We start from the raw sequence: 17,000 nt of genomic DNA, 5'->3' as shown, positions 1-17,000 counted from the left end.
AGGCCCGTGAATTCATCGGAGGCCTTCTTTGAACTGTTCAGAACCTAAGCACTGCATGATCGCCCATATCGGGCTTGCTGCCTGTCAGATTGGCTTTGGCAATCTCGTAGATGAACTTAAGACTGCCACCTGTGATCCAAACCTCGGCCTCGCTTGGGTCAAAGCGGAGCAATTGAACGTCGGGATCGCGTTGGTCGCCCTCAAACCAAGCCGAAGCGACCTTGTTCCAGATTTCATCGAGCTTGGCTTTGTCCTGCGAGACGCTCAGTGTGCCATTCACGCGGGCGTAAAGAGACTCGTTATTGCTGCTGGCGATGAACGTGCCCTCGGCACCCGTCGCAGCAACTTGTGACAGATCGGTCTGTTTGGCGGTGATGAACCACAAGGTCGCCTTGGGATCATCATCGTCGAAATAATGGCTCATCGGGACTGCGCGTGCATTTCCGGCGGACAACATGCCGACGCGGGTGTCTTCAAGACGGTCGAGAAATTCTTTTTTGATGTGATCGGTCATGATGGTCTACCTTGTGTGTAAGATGTGTTGCCAGCTTAACGCTGGCCCGTATCATGCGGTTCCAAGTTGGCTTTGCACGGGGTCGCCTTCACGGGCGACAGGGCCGTGCCTGTTGACGGGTGAGTTGGGCAAAGGTAAGAATATGAACAAGCGTTCATTAAATCGGTTCTGGGGAGAAACTGGATGTTCACAGCAAGCATGAAATTCGATCTGGGCGAAGACGTTGAAGCCATGCGCGAGATGGTCCACCGCTGGGCGCAAGAGCGCGTCAAGCCGATGGCCGCCGAGATCGACAGCAAGAACGACTTTCCATCCGAACTCTGGACCGAGATGGGCGAATTGGGCCTGTTGGGCATGACAGTGGACGAAGAATTCGGCGGCTCTGGCATGGGCTATGTCGCGCACACCGTCGCGGTTGAGGAGATCGCACGGGCATCGGCCTCCGTCTCGCTCTCCTATGGCGCGCATTCCAACCTTTGCGTGAACCAGATCAGCCTGAACGGCACGGAGGAGCAGCGAAAACAGTTCTTGCCGAAACTCTGTTCCGGTGAACACATCGGTGCGCTGGCCATGTCCGAACCGTCTGCTGGCAGCGACGTGGTGTCGATGAAGCTGCGGGCGGAAAAGCGCAACGATCACTACCGTTTGAGCGGCAACAAATACTGGATCACCAACGGGCCGGATGCGCAGACCCTCGTTGTCTATGCCAAGACTGACCCGGATGCGGGCAGCAAAGGGATCACGGCCTTTCTCATCGACAAGGATATGAAGGGGTTCTCGACCTCGCCGCATTTCGACAAGCTGGGGATGCGCGGCTCAAACACAGCCGAGCTGATTTTTGATGACGTCGAGGTGCCTTTCGAGAATGTCCTGGGCGAGGAAGGGCGCGGCGTGGCAGTCCTCATGTCGGGGCTGGACTACGAACGTGTAGTGCTTGCGGGCATCGGGTTGGGCATCATGGCCAACTGTCTGGACGAAATCATGCCTTATATGGCCGAGCGCAAGCAATTCGGGCAGCCGGTGGGGAACTTCCAGCTGATGCAGGGCAAGATGGCCGATATGTATACGGCGATGAACTCTGCTCGTGCCTATGTCTACAACGTGGCGCAGGCTTGCGATCGCGGCGATGTGACCCGCGCAGATGCGGCGGCCTGCTGTCTTTATGCTTCTGAAGAGGCGATGAAACAGGCGCATCAGGCGGTGCAGGCAATGGGCGGCGCAGGATACCTAAGCGACAACCCCGTGGGCCGTATTTTCCGCGATGCCAAGCTGATGGAGATCGGCGCGGGCACCTCGGAGATCAGGCGCATGTTGGTCGGGCGCGAAATGATGGCCGTGATGGCGTAAACGATGCCGCGCTGGCTCTGGTGGATGCCCCTTGTGGTGCTGACGGTGGTGGCCGGATTGTTGGCATACCGTCAGGGCTATGTGGCAGCGCAGATCACAGAGACAGATGTGATCAACCATTATGCGGCGATTTACGTCGCCGAAGGACCGGAAGGCGCGCGGGTGACCGACTGCGCGGCGGTGCCGGGGCAGGAGGAGGGCGTCTGGCTGGTGGTGAACTGCGGCGGGGCGGCGCATATCGTGCAATATCGTGTGGACCGCTTTGGACGCTTGATCGAAGGCGACGCACTGGAAGGACCACAGACATGACTTTGCCGGGGCTGACAGATCAGGGCGCATGGGACGTGCCGGAACGGTTGAACATGGCGGCGCAATGTTTGGCGCATCCCGCAGAGCATATAGCGCTCATTGATCTGACCGGGACCGCACGGCGGGATGTCAGCTTTGGCGCACTGGCGCAGCGGGTCGATGCGATTGCCCGCACGTTGCAGGCGCGGATGAAGGTCGGAGCGCGGGTCGGTGTTTTGCTCAGTCAGTCGGTCGACTGTGCGGCAGCACATCTGGCGATCTGGAAAGCCGGCGCGATTTCAGTGCCTTTGTTCAAACTCTTTAAGCGCGACGCGCTATCATCGCGGATCGGCGACGCGGGCTGCGAGATCGTGCTGACGGATGCCGAAGGCGCAGCACTTCTGGGCGATCTGGCAGAGGCTTGGCTGGTCGAAGACCTCACGGCGGACGGCTCGCCTGTGGCATTTGCAGACACCGGACCCGAAGACCCTGCGGTACTCATCTATACTTCCGGCACCACCGGCAGCCCCAAGGGTGCGTTGCACGGCCACCGCGTTTTGACGGGTCATTTACCCGGCGTGGCGATGAGCCATGACATGTTGGGCCAGCCCGGTGATTGCTTGTGGACGCCCGCGGATTGGGCCTGGATTGGTGGCTTGTTCGACGTGCTGATGCCGGGTCTGGCGCTGGGCATTCCGGTGGTGGCGGCGCGGATGACGAAATTCACACCAGAGGGATGCGCGGATGTGATCGAACGCGGCGGCGTGCGCAACGTCTTCTTCCCGCCCACGGCATTGCGAATGCTCAAGGCGGCGGATGTGTCGCTACCCGGTTTGCGCTCTGTCGCCAGTGGGGGCGAACCGCTGGGTGCCGAGATGCTGGCTTGGGGGCAGCAGGCATTTGGGTTGCAGATCAACGAGTTCTACGGCCAGACGGAATGCAACATGGTGGCCTCGTCCTGCGGCGCGGTGATTGAGGTGCAGCCCGGTTGCATCGGCAAAGCCGTGCCCGGCCATGATGTGGCTGTAATTGATGCGGCAGGCACCCCGACACAGGAAGAAGGTGATGTGGCCGTGCGCCGGGGGTCGGCGTCGATGATGTTGGGGTATTGGCAGCGCCCTGAGGCCACGGCAGAGAAGTTTCGTGGCGATTGGCTGGTGACCGGAGATCGCGGCATCTGGGAAGGCGATTACCTGCGCTTTGTCGGGCGCGAGGATGATGTGATCACTTCGGCCGGCTACCGGATCGGGCCGGCCGAGATTGAGGATTGCCTGCTGACCCATCCTGCCGTCGCCACCTGTGGGGTGGTGGGCAAGCCTGATGCGTTGCGCACAGAGGTGGTCAAAGCCTACGTTGTACGTAAATCGGGAACAGATGTAACGGCGGACATGCTTCAAGTGTGGGTTAAAGAGCGGCTGGCAAGCTATTCATACCCGAGGGAAATCGAGTTTCTGGAAGCTTTGCCGATGACAGTCACAGGCAAGGTGATCCGGCGGGAATTGAAGGCGCGTGCAACGCGGGAAGTTGAGGGACAGATATGAAACTAGCATCGCAGGCATTACCATCATCCGAGGCTTACAAAGCGAATGAAGCGGCCCATTTGGAGGCTTTGGGTCTTGTTCAGCAAGCGGCCGAAGCAGCAGCATTGGGCGGCGGCGAGAAATCCCGCGCCCGACATGAAAGCCGGGGCAAGATGCTGCCGCGTGAACGCGTGGCGAACCTTTTGGATCCGGGCAGCCCCTTTCTCGAGATAGGGGCCACTGCGGCGTATGGGCTCTATGACGATGCCGCGCCTTGTGCCGGCGTGATTGCGGGGATCGGGCATGTGCAAGGTCAGGAGGTCATGGTCGTGTGCAACGACGCCACTGTGAAAGGCGGGACGTATTTCCCGATGACCGTCAAGAAACACCTGCGCGCGCAGGAGATTGCAGAGGCAAACCACCTGCCTTGCGTATACCTTGTCGACAGCGGCGGCGCGAACCTGCCGCAGCAGGATGAGGTCTTTCCCGACCGCGATCATTTCGGCGCGATTTTCTATAATCAGGCGCGGATGAGCGCTAAAGGTATTCCGCAGATTGCCGTGGTGATGGGGTCTTGCACAGCGGGCGGGGCTTATGTGCCCGCGATGTCGGATGTGACGATAATCGTCAAAGAACAGGGGACGATCTTTCTGGCGGGGCCGCCTTTGGTCAAGGCGGCAACGGGCGAGGTGGTCACGGCGGAAGATCTGGGCGGCGGCGATGTGCACACGCGCCTATCGGGAGTGGCGGATTATCTGGCCGAGGATGATGCCCATGCGCTGGCATTGGCTCGGCGGGCTGTGGCGCAGCTGAACCGGGCCAAGCCCGTGACAGTTCAGTGGGAAAGCCCAGAGGAACCGGCCTATGATCCATCCGAGCTCTTGGGGGTGGTGCCTGCGGACCTGCGCACGCCCTATGACATTCGCGAGGTCATTGCGCGGCTGGTGGATGGCTCGCGGTTTGACGAATTCAAGGCGCGGTTTGGCGAGACACTGGTGACGGGCTTTGCCCATGTGAAAGGCTGCCCTGTCGGGATCATCGGCAACAACGGTGTGCTGTTTTCGGAAGCGGCGCAGAAGGGTGCGCACTTTGTGGAGCTGTGCTCGCAACGGAATATCCCCTTGGTTTTCTTGCAAAACATCACCGGCTTTATGGTCGGGCGTAAGTACGAGAACGAAGGGATTGCGCGGCACGGGGCCAAGATGGTGACGGCGGTGGCCTCTACGAATGTGCCGAAGATCACCATGCTGGTGGGCGGATCCTTCGGGGCGGGTAACTACGGGATGGCGGGGCGGGCTTACCGGCCACGCTTCCTGTGGACGTGGCCGAATAGCCGGATTTCCGTGATGGGGGGGCCGCAGGCCGCAGGCGTTCTGGCGACAGTGAAGCGTGATGCGATTGAACGGGCGGGCGAAACGTGGTCGGCTGAGGATGAAGCCAGGTTCAAACAGCCGACGATTGATATGTTCGAGGAGCAGTCGCATCCGCTTTATGCCAGCGCAAGGCTTTGGGATGACGGGATCATTGATCCGCGCAAGAGCCGCGATGTGCTTAGCTTGAGCCTGTCTGCCGCGCTGAATGCGCCGATTGAGGAGACGAAGTTTGGTGTGTTCCGGATGTGATCCGAAACGGCGTGCGGCGGGGCGGAGACAAGGAAACGGAGGGCAAATGATGATCACCGAGACAGAAGCCCTGGCGCGGTATCCGGGGGCCGTCAGCTTTAAATACGGCGATTCTGCCAAACTGAACGCCGAGATACTGAAATTGGTGCTTATAGGTAAAAAGACGGTGACTTGTGATGCCGTTGCGGCGTTCGAGGCGCGCGGAGAGGCGAAGCCTGTTCTGGGCCGTGTGGATGTGGCGCTGGATTGGACGGGCAGGCCAGTGGCGGCGGTGCGAACCCTTGCGGTAGACATTGTGCCGTTTGACGAGATGTCAGAGCCGCTCATCGTCCCGCAGGGTGAATTCAGCGATCTGACAGACTGGCGCAGAGGGTATGAAGCCTATCTGACGCGGGCAGGGCTCTTCGCTCGTGATGTGGCGATGTTGGTAGAGACCTTCGAGGTCGTGGAGCGGTTTTGACGGCGGGATATTTCGGGGCTCTGCCCCGGACCCCGCGGGATATAAGGCCAAAAAGAGAAAACGATGATGCAGCGGAGTGGAAACCATGTTTGACACGATTTTGATTGCCAACCGGGGAGAAATTGCCTGCCGTGTGATGGAGACCGCGCAGGCGATGGGTGTGCGTTGTGTGGCGGTATACTCGGATGTGGATGCGACGTCCAAACATGTCGCGATGGCGGATCGGGCGGTGCATATTGGCGGATCTGCGCCCGCAGAAAGCTATTTGCGCGGTGATGTCATCATTCAGGCGGCATTGGACACCGGTGCGCAAGCGGTGCATCCGGGCTATGGATTTCTGTCCGAGAACCCCGATTTTGTTGAGGCGGTCGAGGCGGCGGGTTTGGTCTTTATCGGGCCGTCCGCGTCGGCCATTCGGGCGATGGGTCTGAAGGATGCGGCCAAGGCACTGATGATCGAGGCGGGCGTGCCGGTGGTGCCGGGCTATCATGGCAGCGATCAGGATGATGGGTTGCTGGCCGGGGAGGCGGGCAAGATCGGCTATCCGGTGTTGATCAAAGCAGTCGCGGGCGGTGGCGGTAAGGGCATGCGCTTGGTCGAGGAGGCGGGCGCGTTTCAGGCCGCTTTGGAGAGTGCGCGGTCCGAAGCGAAAACGGCCTTTGGCAATGCGGATGTATTGGTTGAGAAGTTTGTATCCAAACCAAGGCATATCGAGGTGCAGATCTTTGGGGATGGCACCCGTGCTGTGCATTTGTTCGAGCGGGATTGTTCGTTGCAGCGGCGGCACCAGAAGGTGATCGAGGAGGCACCGGCACCGGGGATGACACCCCAGATGCGTCAGGCGATGGGCGATGCGGCGGTCAAGGCGGCCGAGGCGATTGGCTATGCAGGTGCCGGGACGGTGGAATTTATCGTCGATGGCTCGGACGGTCTGTCGCCAGACGGGTTTTTCTTTATGGAGATGAACACGCGTTTGCAGGTGGAGCATCCGGTCACGGAGGCGATCACCGGTGTTGATCTGGTTGAATGGCAGCTGCGCGTGGCGGCCGGAGAGGCTTTGCCGAAGCAGCAAGAGGAACTGTCGATCTCGGGTCATGCGTTCGAGGCGCGGCTTTATGCGGAGGATGTGCCATCGGGGTTTCTGCCTGCCACTGGCAAGTTGACGGACCTGGCATTTACGCCGCAAACGCGGGCTGATTCAGGGGTCAGGGCGGGCGATGTGATTTCACCATTCTACGATCCGATGATTGCAAAGGTGATCGTTCACGGAGCGACGCGGGATGTGGCTCTGGCCAAGTTGCGCGCGGCGCTGGCAGGCTGTCATGTCGGCGGCACGGTGACCAATCTGGCGTTTCTGGGTGCGCTCGCGGCGCATGAAGGGTTTGGCAAAGGTGATGTGGATACCGGTCTGATCGCCCGGGATATTGAGGCGCTGACCGCTGTTCCAGAGGTGGAAGCGCGGCATGTCGCGCTGGCCGGGATGGCCGCGCTTGATCTGCTGGAGCCGCGTGGTCAGACCGGCTTTGCGCTGTGGGATCCGCTGGTAAGGTCGGTATTGTTGCGCTTTGATGGTGAGGAACATCTGGTCAAAGTGCGGGTGATGGATGCAGCGCGGCAGGTCTGGGTCGTTGGCGGTACGGAGGTCGAGGCGCTGCGGCGTGGCGCGCATTGGATCATCGGTGGCAAACGCGCAGCGGCGGTGGCCGCTGTGGACGGTGTTGTGACCGTGTTCGAAAACTACGGCATGGTCTTTGAGGTGATTGATCCGCTGGAGCGGGCCGCAGGTGCGCAGGGCGATGGTAATCTGATCGAGGCACCGATGCCGGGGCTGGTGCGTGTCATGGAGGCTGAAGTGGGGCAGATGGTGCAGAAGGGTGACCGGTTGGCGGTATTGGAAGCGATGAAGATGGAACATGCTCTGTTAGCGGCGCGTGACGGGGTTGTGGCCGAAGTCCTCGCATCCACCGGGGATCAGGTTGAGGCGGGGGCGGCCCTTGTGCGGCTTGAAGCGGACGATGCGGAGGTGGCCGCATGATCACGCTTCATCATTGTCCGCAAACCCGCTCCATGCGCACGCTTTGGTTGTTGAACGAGTTGGATGTAGAATTTCAGGTCAGGGTGCATGCCTTTGACCGGTCGTTGCGCGATCCTGAATATTTGACCCTGTCGCCTGCGGGGCGGGTGCCTGCGCTGGAGATCGACGGGGAGCGGATGTTCGAGACAGGGGCGATCACGGAATATCTCTGCGAGCGGTTCTCGCCTGACCGTATGGGACGCTCGGTCGGCAGTCCGGACAGGATGGCCTGGCTGGTTTGGGTGCATTTTGCTGAGACCCTCAGCCAGCACACGGCGGCGTTGACGCAGCAGCATGTTGCGCTGCGGGAGGATTCGATGCGATCCCCCATTGTGATGAAGCTGGAGGCGGCGCGAGTGGCCAAATGTTACGATGCTCTTGAGGCGCGGCTAAGCACACCGGTCGAAAACCGGGACTATTTGCTGACAAGCGGCTTTTCGGCAGCGGATATTTCGTGCGGGCAGGCGGTTTATATGTCACGCTACTTTGTAACGCTTGACCAGCATCCGGCGGTGGCGGACTGGTACGAGCGAATATCCGAACGAGAGGGGTTCCGGAGGGCTTTGCCGCAGGAGGACGGGATTTTTACAAAGGACTTCTATCCACCCTCGCCAGTCGAGTGACGCTGGCGGTGTGTCGGGTATTTTAAAAGGGTGAATCGAGGGGGATATGCGATGACTTTGGGACCATGTGAGATTTTTGAGGTAGGCCCGCGCGACGGTTTGCAGAACGAGGCGGGCGAGATCTCGGTGGCGCAGAAGGTGGCGCTGATCGACCAGTTGAGCGCGGCAGGGTTTCGGCGGATCGAATGCGCGAGTTTCGTGAGCCCAAAATGGGTGCCCCAGATGGCCGGATCGGGCGAAGTGATGGCAGCGATCAAGCGAGTCGACGGCGTGCGATATGCGGCTTTGACGCCGAATATGCGCGGCTATGAGGATGCCTTGGCGGCCGGTGTTGACGAGATCGCTGTCTTCGGTTCGGCTTCCGAAGGATTCAGCCAAAAGAACATCAACGTCAGCATTGCCGAGAGTATTGAGCGCTTTGCGCCGATATTGGAGGAAGCGCGGCACCGCGATATTCCGGTGCGCGGCTATGTGTCCTGCGTTGTGGAATGCCCTTATGATGGCGCTGTGGCCCCGGCTGCGGTGGCTTTGGTGGCGGACAAGCTCTTTGCCATGGGGTGTTACGAGATATCTTTGGGTGACACCATTGGGGCTGGCACGCCTGACAGTGTGGCGCGGATGCTTTTGGCGGTGCGCGATGTGGTCCCGGTGGGGCGGTTGGCAGGGCATTTTCACGACACAGGCGGGCGGGCGATGGCGAATATTGATGCCTCGCTCAGCCTTGGTGTGCGGGTGTTTGATGCAGCTATCGGCGGCTTGGGCGGTTGTCCCTATGCGCCGGGCGCGCCGGGCAATGTCGCGACAGAGGCGGTGCATGCCCACCTGACACACTTGGGGTATGAGACGGGCCTCGATGCCGCGGTGCTGGAAGAGGCCGCCGAGATGGCGCGGGGCATGCGCGGGTGAGTGCGGGTCGGCAGGTATTAGGGAAGGTGGCCCATGTTTGAGACCATCAAAATGGCGGTAGACAGTCGCGGTGTTGCGACGCTGACACTGGCGCGGGAAGACAAGCACAACGCCATGTCGGCGCTGATGCTGGCGGAGTTGACGCAGGCTGCCGCTGATCTGGGCAACGATGAAGCCGTGCGCGTTGTGGTGCTGACAGGCGCAGGCAAGAGCTTTTGCGCGGGTGGTGATCTGGGCTGGATGCGCGATCAGCGCGATATGGATGCCGAGACGAGGGCCGTTGAGGCGGGCAAACTGGCGACCATGTTGGGCGCACTGAATACTTTGCCCAAGCCGCTGATTGGCCGGGTACAGGGCAATGCCTTTGGCGGTGGCGTTGGCATGGCGGCGGTCTGCGATGTGGCGATTGGTATCGACAGCCTTAAGATGGGACTGACAGAGACACGGCTGGGCATCATCCCTGCGACCATCGGCCCTTATGTGGTCGCCCGCATGGGTGAGGGACGTGCGCGGCGGGTCTTCATGTCGGGACGGTTGTTTGATGCGTCCGAGGCGGTGGACCTGGGCCTGCTGGCCCATGCCGTATCTGCGGAGGACCTTGATGCAGCGGTCGAGCGCGAAGTGGTTCCCTATCTCAGTTGCGCGCCGGGTGCTGTTGCGGCCGCCAAAAAGCTCGCGCTGGATCTGGGTGGAATTGCGACCGATGAAGCGGTGGCCATGTCGATTGATGCGCTGAGTGCGCGCTGGGAGTCGGAAGAGGCTGCCGAAGGGATCGGCGCATTCTTCGCCAAACGCAAAGCGCGGTGGATGCCTTGACAGTCGGGCCTCTGGCCGGATGAGCCTGCTGTTCAGAATCTTCCATCCGCGTGATGTGCCGCGCACCGGTGATGACACGGCGGCGTCCAGCGTCTGGGGGTTTGTCTGGCGGATGACAGGGTGGCATCAGGTGGTGGCCTGCCTGATCGCTGTGGGTGTGGCCGTGTTGAACCTTGCGCCCATCGAATTGCAACGTCGCATCGTGAACGAGGTGGTCGAGACGCAGAATGTGGCGCTCTTGCTGCAGTTCGGGATGGCCTATTTAACAGTGGTCGTGCTGCACCAGCTGTCGAAGTTCGGGCTGCGCATGTATCAGGGCTGGCTGATCGAAAGCACCAATAATTATACCCGCCGTCATCTGCTGCGCCTTTACGGAGCCAATGTGGGGGGAGAGGACGACACGGAGAGTGGCGCCGGCAAGGTGGTGTCTATTGTTGGATCCGAGGTGGAAAAACTGGCAGGCTTTGTTGGCGAGGCGCTTTCACAGGCCTGTGCCAATGTGGCCATACTGCTGGGGGTGATCACTTATATGTTCGTGGTCGAACCCGCGATTGCGCTTTTTGCCCTGGCTTTCATGGTGCCGCAGATCGTGCTGACGCCTTTCATGCAGCGCAGATTGAACGAGCTGGTGGAAAAGCGGGTGTCATATCTTCGTTCGCTTGGGGACCATATCTCTGAAATGGACACGCCAATGCAGGAGGGCGGTCCGCCCATTCTGGCCAAGATCCTGTCCAACCGGATGAAGTTCAACCTGTTGAAGTTCACGCTGAAGGCGGCGCTGAACCTGATGAACGCACTGGGGCCGCTTTCGGTGCTGATCTATGGCGGTTACCTTGTGATGCAGGGCGAGACGCAGGTCGGCGTGATCGTGGCCTTTATTTCGGGGTTCGAGCGGATCAGTGGACCGGTGCGCGAACTGGTCGGGTTCTACCGCGTGGCCGAGCAGGCGCGGGTGCAGCATGACATGATTGCCAAATGGATGGCCAAGGTTGTGCCCTCGTGAATTCAGGTACCGTGAGGGCGGGTGCCTTTAAGGCTGTTATTGCATGAACCGGGGAGGAATTAGGCAGCCGCTTTACACCATGCTGCATTCGAACCCCTGCGACCAATTCCCCACCCTCATCCCGTTGACCCTCCTGTGCGATGGGTTTAGACGAGTTCCAAGACATATGCGTCGGGTTGCGCCAATTTGTGTGTGCCCAAAATAAGAGGAGCCTCCCTTGGACGACATGTTGCGGGAATATCTGCCGATCCTTGTTTTTCTGGCCGTTGCCATTGGTTTGGGGCTTGTCCTGATCCTTGCTGCCGTGGTCGTCGCTGTGCGTAATCCGGACCCTGAAAAGGTGTCGGCCTACGAATGTGGTTTCAACGCTTTCGACGATGCGCGGATGAAATTCGATGTGCGATTCTACCTGGTTTCAATTCTCTTCATTATTTTCGATCTGGAAATCGCTTTCCTTTTCCCTTGGGCCGTGGCGTTCAAGGACATATCTATGGTCGGCTTCTGGTCGATGATGGTGTTCCTCGGGGTGCTGACGGCCGGTTTCGCCTATGAATGGAAGAAAGGGGCACTGGAATGGCAGTAACAGACGCAGGGGCGATCGGAGGCTACAAGGCCGGACCGGACCGCGAAGTTGCCACTCAGGAGCTGAACGCAGCTTTGCAGGACAAAGGCTTTTTGGTGACATCCTCGGCGGATGTGATCAACTGGGCGCGTACAGGATCGCTTCACTGGATGACCTTTGGTCTGGCCTGTTGCGCGGTCGAGATGATGCATACTTCGATGCCGCGCTATGATCTGGAGCGGTTCGGTACCGCACCACGCGCCAGTCCGCGCCAGTCCGATCTGATGATCGTGGCAGGGACGCTGACCAACAAGATGGCACCGGCGCTGCGCAAGGTTTATGACCAGATGCCGGAACCACGCTATGTGATCTCGATGGGGTCATGTGCGAACGGTGGCGGGTACTATCACTATTCGTACAGCGTTGTGCGCGGATGTGACCGGATCGTGCCGGTCGATATCTATGTGCCGGGCTGCCCGCCGACGGCGGAAGCGCTGCTTTACGGAATCCTGCAGTTGCAGAAAAAGATGCGTCGGACGGGGACTATTGTACGATGACTGATGCGCTTCAAGAACTTGGTGCCTATATCGAGGCCAAACGGCCCGATTGTGTGCTTGCATGGGATGTCAGCCGGGACGAGTTGAACCTGGATGTGACGCTGGCCAACATCGCGGGGCTGGTTGATTTCCTCAAGGGGGATGCGACCTGCCAGTTTTCCACATTGGTGGATATTACGGCCGTTGATTACACAGGCCGGGCCAAGCGGTTCGACGTGGTGTATCACCTGCTCTCCATGTACCAAAACCACCGTATCCGGCTTCGGGTAGCTGTGCGTGAGAAAGACATGGTGCCTTCGCTGGTTGATGTGCACCCAAGCGCCAACTGGTTCGAGCGGGAAGTGTTCGATATGTTCGGCATCCTCTTCTCGGGGCATCCCGATCTGCGCCGTATTCTGACGGATTACGGCTTTCGGGGCTATCCGCTGCGCAAAGATTTCCCGACCACGGGTTATACCGAAGTCCGCTATGACGAAGCGCAAAAGCGTGTGGTCTATGAACCCGTTTCGCTGGTTCAGGAATACCGCCAGTTTGATTTCATGTCCCCCTGGGAGGGAGCGGAATACATCCTGCCGGGCGATGACAAGGCTGCCGACGACAAGGCGGGAGCGAAGTAATGGGTGGGTTCTGGTGGCTGGTTCTTTCTGCGCTGACCGCGATCCCCATGCTGAAACTGCTGCCGTTCTTCGGCATCAACAAATACTGGGCTGCGGCCTGTCTGGTCCCCTTTGGCACAATTGCCTTACTGTGGTGGATGGGGATGCGCCTGCAAGAATTGGAGAAGCTATGATTGCCTATCTAGAAGAACTTATGGCCAAGATATTCGGTGTGCGCGACGAAATTGCGATCCCCGTCCGTGTGGATGAAGACGACAGGCGGCCCGGTGAGCGGCAGTTGAAAGGGCGCAAATGATGGATGGCGACATTCGCGTGAACACCTATGACGACGGCTCGACCGATTTCGAGACTGGCGAACAGAAGATCCGCAATTTCAACATCAACTTTGGCCCGCAGCACCCTGCGGCGCACGGTGTTTTGCGTTTGGTGCTTGAGCTTGATGGCGAGGTTGTGGAGCGGTGCGACCCTCATATCGGTCTGCTGCACCGTGGTACTGAAAAGCTGATGGAAAGCCGGACGTACCTGCAGAACCTGCCGTATTTCGACCGTCTTGACTATGTTTCGCCGATGAACCAGGAGCACGCCTGGTGTCTGGCGATTGAAAAGCTGACCAAAACTCCGGTGCCGCGACGTGCTTCGCTGATCCGCGTGTTGTATTGCGAGATCGGTCGTATTCTGAACCATCTGCTGAACGTGACCACACAGGCTTTGGACGTTGGTGCATTGACCCCGCCACTCTGGGGCTTTGAAGAGCGTGAACAGTTGATGGTTTTCTATGAACGGGCATGCGGCGCACGCCTGCACGCGGCCTATTTCCGGCCGGGTGGCGTGCATCAGGATCTGCCCGATGCACTGCTCGACGATATCGAGGCTTGGGCGGACCAGTTCATGTCCAAATTCATGGTCGATATCGACGCGCTGCTGACCGAGAACCGCATCTTCAAGCAGCGCAATGTCGACATCGGTATCGTGACCGAAGAAGACATCCTGAACTTCGGCTTCTCCGGCGTGATGGTGCGCGGCTCTGGCATGGCGTGGGATTTGCGTCGTTCGCAGCCCTATGAATGCTACGACGAATTCGAATTCCAGGTGCCCGTCGGCAAGAACGGCGATTGCTTTGACCGCTACCTGTGCCGCATGGAAGAAATGCGCCAGTCGGTCCACATCATCCGGCAGGCGATTGAAAAACTGCGTGCGCCCGAGGGCAAAGGCGACATTCTGGCGCGCGGTAAGATCACCCCGCCAAGCCGGACTGCGATGAAGCAGGACATGGAAAGCCTGATCCATCACTTCAAGCTCTATACCGAAGGCTTCCACGTGCCTGAGGGTGAGGTCTATTGTGCTGTGGAAGCGCCGAAAGGTGAATTCGGTGTGTACCTTGTGGCGGATGGTAGCAATAAACCCTATCGCGCAAAGTTGCGCGCACCGGGGTTCTTGCACTTGCAAGCAATGGATCACATGAGCAAGGGACACCAATTGGCGGATGTTGCCGCCATCATTGGCACGATGGACGTGGTGTTCGGAGAGATTGACCGGTGAGACTGGCGGTCAGCCTGATCCCTCTGGCGATGACCGGGGGCCAAGCTGCGGCACATGCTGCACACGGTCACCAGCACGCGTTGGTCGAGATCATGCAGAACAACGATTGCCAAATGACCAACGCCATCGCGGGGCGGGAATTGCCGAAACACAAGATTTCTCCAGATGCCGCCCGCATGGCTTTGGCTGATATGATCGCGGAAGGCGTTGTGGCTTTCGCGGATGACGATAAAACGCTGATGCTCTTGCCTCCGGCTTGTAAGGCATAGAGCGCTAGGAACCAGATTATGTTGCGCAGACTACACCCCGACCAACCCGAGAATTTTGCTTTCACCCCTGCCAATCAGGCCTGGGCCGAAGGCCAGATGACGAAGTACCCCGAGGGGCGGCAGGCCTCTGCGATCATCCCGCTGTTGTGGCGTGCTCAAGAACAGGAGGGATGGCTGACCCGTCCGGCAATCGAACATGTCTCCGAGATGTTGGGGCTGGCCTATATTCGCGGGCTTGAAGTCGCGACATTCTACTTCATGTTCCAGTTGCAACCTGTTGGTTCTGTGGCACATATCCAGATTTGCGGCACGACGACCTGCATGATCTGCGGGGCCGAGGATCTGGTTTCCGTTTGTCAGGAAAAGATCGCCAAGAACGCTCATGAGCTGAGCGCGGACGGCAAATTTTCCTGGGAAGAGGTCGAATGTCTGGGTGCCTGCGCCAATGCGCCGATGGCCCAGATCGGCAAGGATTACTACGAAGACCTGACCGCTGAAACGCTGGTGCAACTGCTGGATGATCTGGCAGCGGGCAAGGTGCCGACACCGGGGCCGCAAAACGGTCGCTTCGCCTCTGAACCTTTGAGCGGTCTGACCAGTTTGAAAGACCACGAAAGCGGCAAACCCGCGTACAACGCCTCCGCCCAGCTGGCGGTTGATATCCGCGACACGGTCAAGCGGATCGACGGAACCGAGGTGCCGCTGTTGATGCCGTGGCAGGACAAAGGTGCCAACACCGACGAGAAACCTCCCGAGGCCAAGCGTGACGACATGATGCCGCCGGAAGGGCCGGACGGCAAACAGGGTGGTCGCAGCAAGACCGAAGACGCCGCACCGCGTAATGTCGGGGCGAGTTCGGATGGCCGCAGCGAAGCACCGGGGGAAGAAGGGGATGCCGAAGCCATCGCCAAACCCGAGACCGGCAGCGCCGCGCCAGCGTCTTCTGGCAAACCGGCCAAACCCACGACCACACCCGCCGAAGCGCTGGCAGATAACGGGCCGATCTCCGTGGGCGAAAAACCCGAGAGCCTATCGGCACCGCGCGATTCCGGGGCGGACGATCTGAAAATGATCAAGGGTGTAGGCCCGAAGCTGGAAAACATGCTAAACGGAATGGGCATTTTCCATTTTGACCAAATCGCCAAATGGGGCGAGGCGGAAATCGCTTGGGCGGATCTCAACCTCAAAGGGTTCAAAGGCCGTGTCAGCCGCGACAACTGGGTGGATCAGGCGTCTAAACTGGCGGCGGGCGAAGAGACAGCCTTTTCCGCGAAGGCCCGCACAGACGGGCGCTATGGCGGCGATACCTGAGGGCGCTGCCACCAGGAGGGAAGTAAACGACGATGACACAAGAACAAAATGGTTTGGGATGCACCGGAAAGTGCTGGTTGATTGCGGGGGCTGTCGGTTTTGTGACGATGGCCTTGCTCTATTTCTTTAGCGGCTTCGGCGGCATTCAAGCGTTCTCTACGGGCGTGATTGTTGCCCTTGTGCTCGGCTTTGTGCTGAACTTGTTTGTCTGTCGCGGTCAAGCTGCGGCGGTGGAAGAAATGCCGGCACAGCGCTCTGCGCGCGAAGCGGAAGTGAATACGGCCGGGCGCAGCAGTGCAGCGACAACTGCGGCATCTTCTCCGGCTGCGGCTACCGCTGCACCCGTGGCGGCGGCAGCGGATGCCACTCCTGCGGCACATGCAAGCACTGCGCCTGCGGCATCTGCCGCACCGGAAGTCGCAGTTGCTGCACCAGTGCAGAAAAGTCATGCGATCAAGCCCTCCAAACCCTTGGCCGGTCAGGCAGAGCTCGCCAGCCGCAAAGGTGATTGGAAGTACGAGAACCCAACCAAGGACACGGCGAAACCAGCAGCTGAAAAGGCTCCGGCCAAGAAAGCCGCCGCACCTGTTGCTGCAGATAAGAAGTCCGAAGCGATCCCTGCGGGAGAAACGGCCGCTCCGGCAGCCAAGCCAGAGAAAAAGGCAGTGGTTGCCTCTTCAGGCACTGTTATCGAAGAAGCCCCGCAGCTATTCGACGCCGCGCCTGCAGAGGGTGCAGATGATCTGAAGCTCATCAGCGGGGTCGGGCCGAAGCTTGAGCAAACGCTGAACGATCTGGGCATCTACCGCTTTGATCAGGTCGCCACATGGGGTGAAAGCGAGATCGCATGGGTCGATGCCCGACTTCGGTTCAAGGGCAGGATCATCCGCGATGACTGGATGAGCCAGGCCAAAACACTGGCCGAGGGTGGCGAGACCGCATCCTCGCGCAAGAAGAAATAAGAAAAGCGGC

General features: G+C 59.6%; 20 protein-coding genes. 19 read left to right on the top strand and 1 reads right to left on the bottom strand.

Annotation, left to right across the window (positions count from 1 at the left end):
- Positions 1–37 precede the first annotated feature (37 nt).
- Complete coding sequence (locus tag Z945_RS0117130; protein WP_025053320.1) at positions 38–514, bottom strand: pyridoxamine 5'-phosphate oxidase family protein; 477 nt, start codon at positions 512–514, stop codon at positions 38–40.
- Between the two features lie 183 nt (positions 515–697).
- Between Z945_RS0117130 and Z945_RS0117125 the strand changes: the two genes are divergently transcribed.
- From Z945_RS0117125 to Z945_RS20160, 19 genes are all read left to right on the top strand, one after another.
- Positions 698–1,861, top strand: a complete 1,164-nt coding sequence (locus Z945_RS0117125) for an isovaleryl-CoA dehydrogenase (RefSeq protein WP_025053319.1) — start codon at positions 698–700, stop codon at positions 1,859–1,861.
- 3 nt (positions 1,862–1,864) lie between these two features.
- Positions 1,865–2,170: a hypothetical protein gene (locus Z945_RS0117120; RefSeq protein ID WP_025053318.1), complete on the top strand. Its 306-nt coding sequence runs from the start codon at positions 1,865–1,867 to the stop codon at positions 2,168–2,170.
- Positions 2,167–3,690, top strand: coding sequence for an AMP-binding protein (locus Z945_RS0117115; protein WP_025053317.1), 1,524 nt, complete (start codon positions 2,167–2,169; stop codon positions 3,688–3,690). The genes Z945_RS0117120 and Z945_RS0117115 overlap by 4 nt, the downstream gene beginning before the upstream one ends.
- On the top strand, positions 3,687–5,291 hold the full coding sequence (locus Z945_RS0117110; protein ID WP_025053316.1) for a carboxyl transferase domain-containing protein: 1,605 nt from the start codon (positions 3,687–3,689) through the stop codon (positions 5,289–5,291). The genes Z945_RS0117115 and Z945_RS0117110 overlap by 4 nt, the downstream gene beginning before the upstream one ends.
- A gap of 46 nt (positions 5,292–5,337) precedes the next feature.
- A complete protein-coding gene (locus Z945_RS0117105) occupies positions 5,338–5,751 on the top strand; it encodes an ASCH domain-containing protein (protein ID WP_025053315.1) in 414 nt (137 codons plus the stop codon).
- 85 nt (positions 5,752–5,836) lie between these two features.
- Positions 5,837–7,786, top strand: coding sequence for an acetyl/propionyl/methylcrotonyl-CoA carboxylase subunit alpha (locus tag Z945_RS0117100; RefSeq protein ID WP_025053314.1), 1,950 nt, complete (start codon positions 5,837–5,839; stop codon positions 7,784–7,786).
- Entirely contained in the window at positions 7,783–8,448 is a 666-nt protein-coding gene (locus Z945_RS0117095) for a glutathione S-transferase family protein (protein ID WP_025053313.1), read from the top strand. Before Z945_RS0117100 ends, Z945_RS0117095 begins: the two co-directional genes overlap by 4 nt.
- Before the next feature lie 51 nt (positions 8,449–8,499).
- The gene (locus Z945_RS0117090) at positions 8,500–9,354 is read left to right on the top strand and encodes a hydroxymethylglutaryl-CoA lyase (protein ID WP_025053312.1); all 855 of its coding nucleotides are present in this window, start codon (positions 8,500–8,502) and stop codon (positions 9,352–9,354) included.
- 33 nt (positions 9,355–9,387) lie between these two features.
- Complete coding sequence (locus tag Z945_RS0117085; protein WP_025053311.1) at positions 9,388–10,170, top strand: crotonase/enoyl-CoA hydratase family protein; 783 nt, start codon at positions 9,388–9,390, stop codon at positions 10,168–10,170.
- Between the two features lie 19 nt (positions 10,171–10,189).
- Positions 10,190–11,173, top strand: coding sequence for an ABC transporter transmembrane domain-containing protein (locus Z945_RS0117080; RefSeq protein ID WP_025053310.1), 984 nt, complete (start codon positions 10,190–10,192; stop codon positions 11,171–11,173).
- Positions 11,174–11,390: 217 nt separating this feature from the next.
- Complete coding sequence (locus Z945_RS0117075; RefSeq protein WP_025053309.1) at positions 11,391–11,756, top strand: NADH-quinone oxidoreductase subunit A; 366 nt, start codon at positions 11,391–11,393, stop codon at positions 11,754–11,756.
- Complete coding sequence (locus tag Z945_RS0117070) at positions 11,747–12,292, top strand: NuoB/complex I 20 kDa subunit family protein (RefSeq protein WP_025053308.1); 546 nt, start codon at positions 11,747–11,749, stop codon at positions 12,290–12,292. The genes Z945_RS0117075 and Z945_RS0117070 overlap by 10 nt, the downstream gene beginning before the upstream one ends.
- Positions 12,289–12,909: an NADH-quinone oxidoreductase subunit C gene (locus Z945_RS0117065; RefSeq protein WP_025053307.1), complete on the top strand. Its 621-nt coding sequence runs from the start codon at positions 12,289–12,291 to the stop codon at positions 12,907–12,909. The genes Z945_RS0117070 and Z945_RS0117065 overlap by 4 nt, the downstream gene beginning before the upstream one ends.
- Positions 12,909–13,082 (top strand): hypothetical protein, encoded by a 174-nt coding sequence (locus tag Z945_RS20730; protein WP_025053306.1) that lies wholly within the window; start codon positions 12,909–12,911, stop codon positions 13,080–13,082. Before Z945_RS0117065 ends, Z945_RS20730 begins: the two co-directional genes overlap by 1 nt.
- Entirely contained in the window at positions 13,079–13,204 is a 126-nt protein-coding gene (locus Z945_RS20970) for a hypothetical protein (RefSeq protein WP_277618920.1), read from the top strand. The genes Z945_RS20730 and Z945_RS20970 overlap by 4 nt, the downstream gene beginning before the upstream one ends.
- Positions 13,201–14,448 carry an NADH-quinone oxidoreductase subunit D gene (locus Z945_RS0117050; RefSeq protein WP_025053305.1) on the top strand — a complete coding sequence of 416 codons (1,248 nt, stop codon included), beginning with the start codon at positions 13,201–13,203 and terminating at the stop codon, positions 14,446–14,448. Before Z945_RS20970 ends, Z945_RS0117050 begins: the two co-directional genes overlap by 4 nt.
- Positions 14,445–14,717: a hypothetical protein gene (locus Z945_RS0117045; protein ID WP_025053304.1), complete on the top strand. Its 273-nt coding sequence runs from the start codon at positions 14,445–14,447 to the stop codon at positions 14,715–14,717. Before Z945_RS0117050 ends, Z945_RS0117045 begins: the two co-directional genes overlap by 4 nt.
- A gap of 18 nt (positions 14,718–14,735) precedes the next feature.
- Complete coding sequence (locus tag Z945_RS0117040) at positions 14,736–16,028, top strand: NADH-quinone oxidoreductase subunit E (RefSeq protein WP_025053303.1); 1,293 nt, start codon at positions 14,736–14,738, stop codon at positions 16,026–16,028.
- 32 nt (positions 16,029–16,060) lie between these two features.
- Positions 16,061–16,990 (top strand): hypothetical protein, encoded by a 930-nt coding sequence (locus tag Z945_RS20160; protein ID WP_025053302.1) that lies wholly within the window; start codon positions 16,061–16,063, stop codon positions 16,988–16,990.
- Positions 16,991–17,000: the final 10 nt, after the last annotated feature.

Origin of the sequence: Sulfitobacter noctilucae (genome assembly GCF_000622365.1) — a bacterium.
Taxonomy (GTDB): Bacteria; Pseudomonadota; Alphaproteobacteria; order Rhodobacterales; family Rhodobacteraceae; genus Sulfitobacter; species Sulfitobacter noctilucae.
Note: the sequence above shows the minus strand (reverse complement) of the source record. Positions and strands in the feature narration are given on the sequence as shown.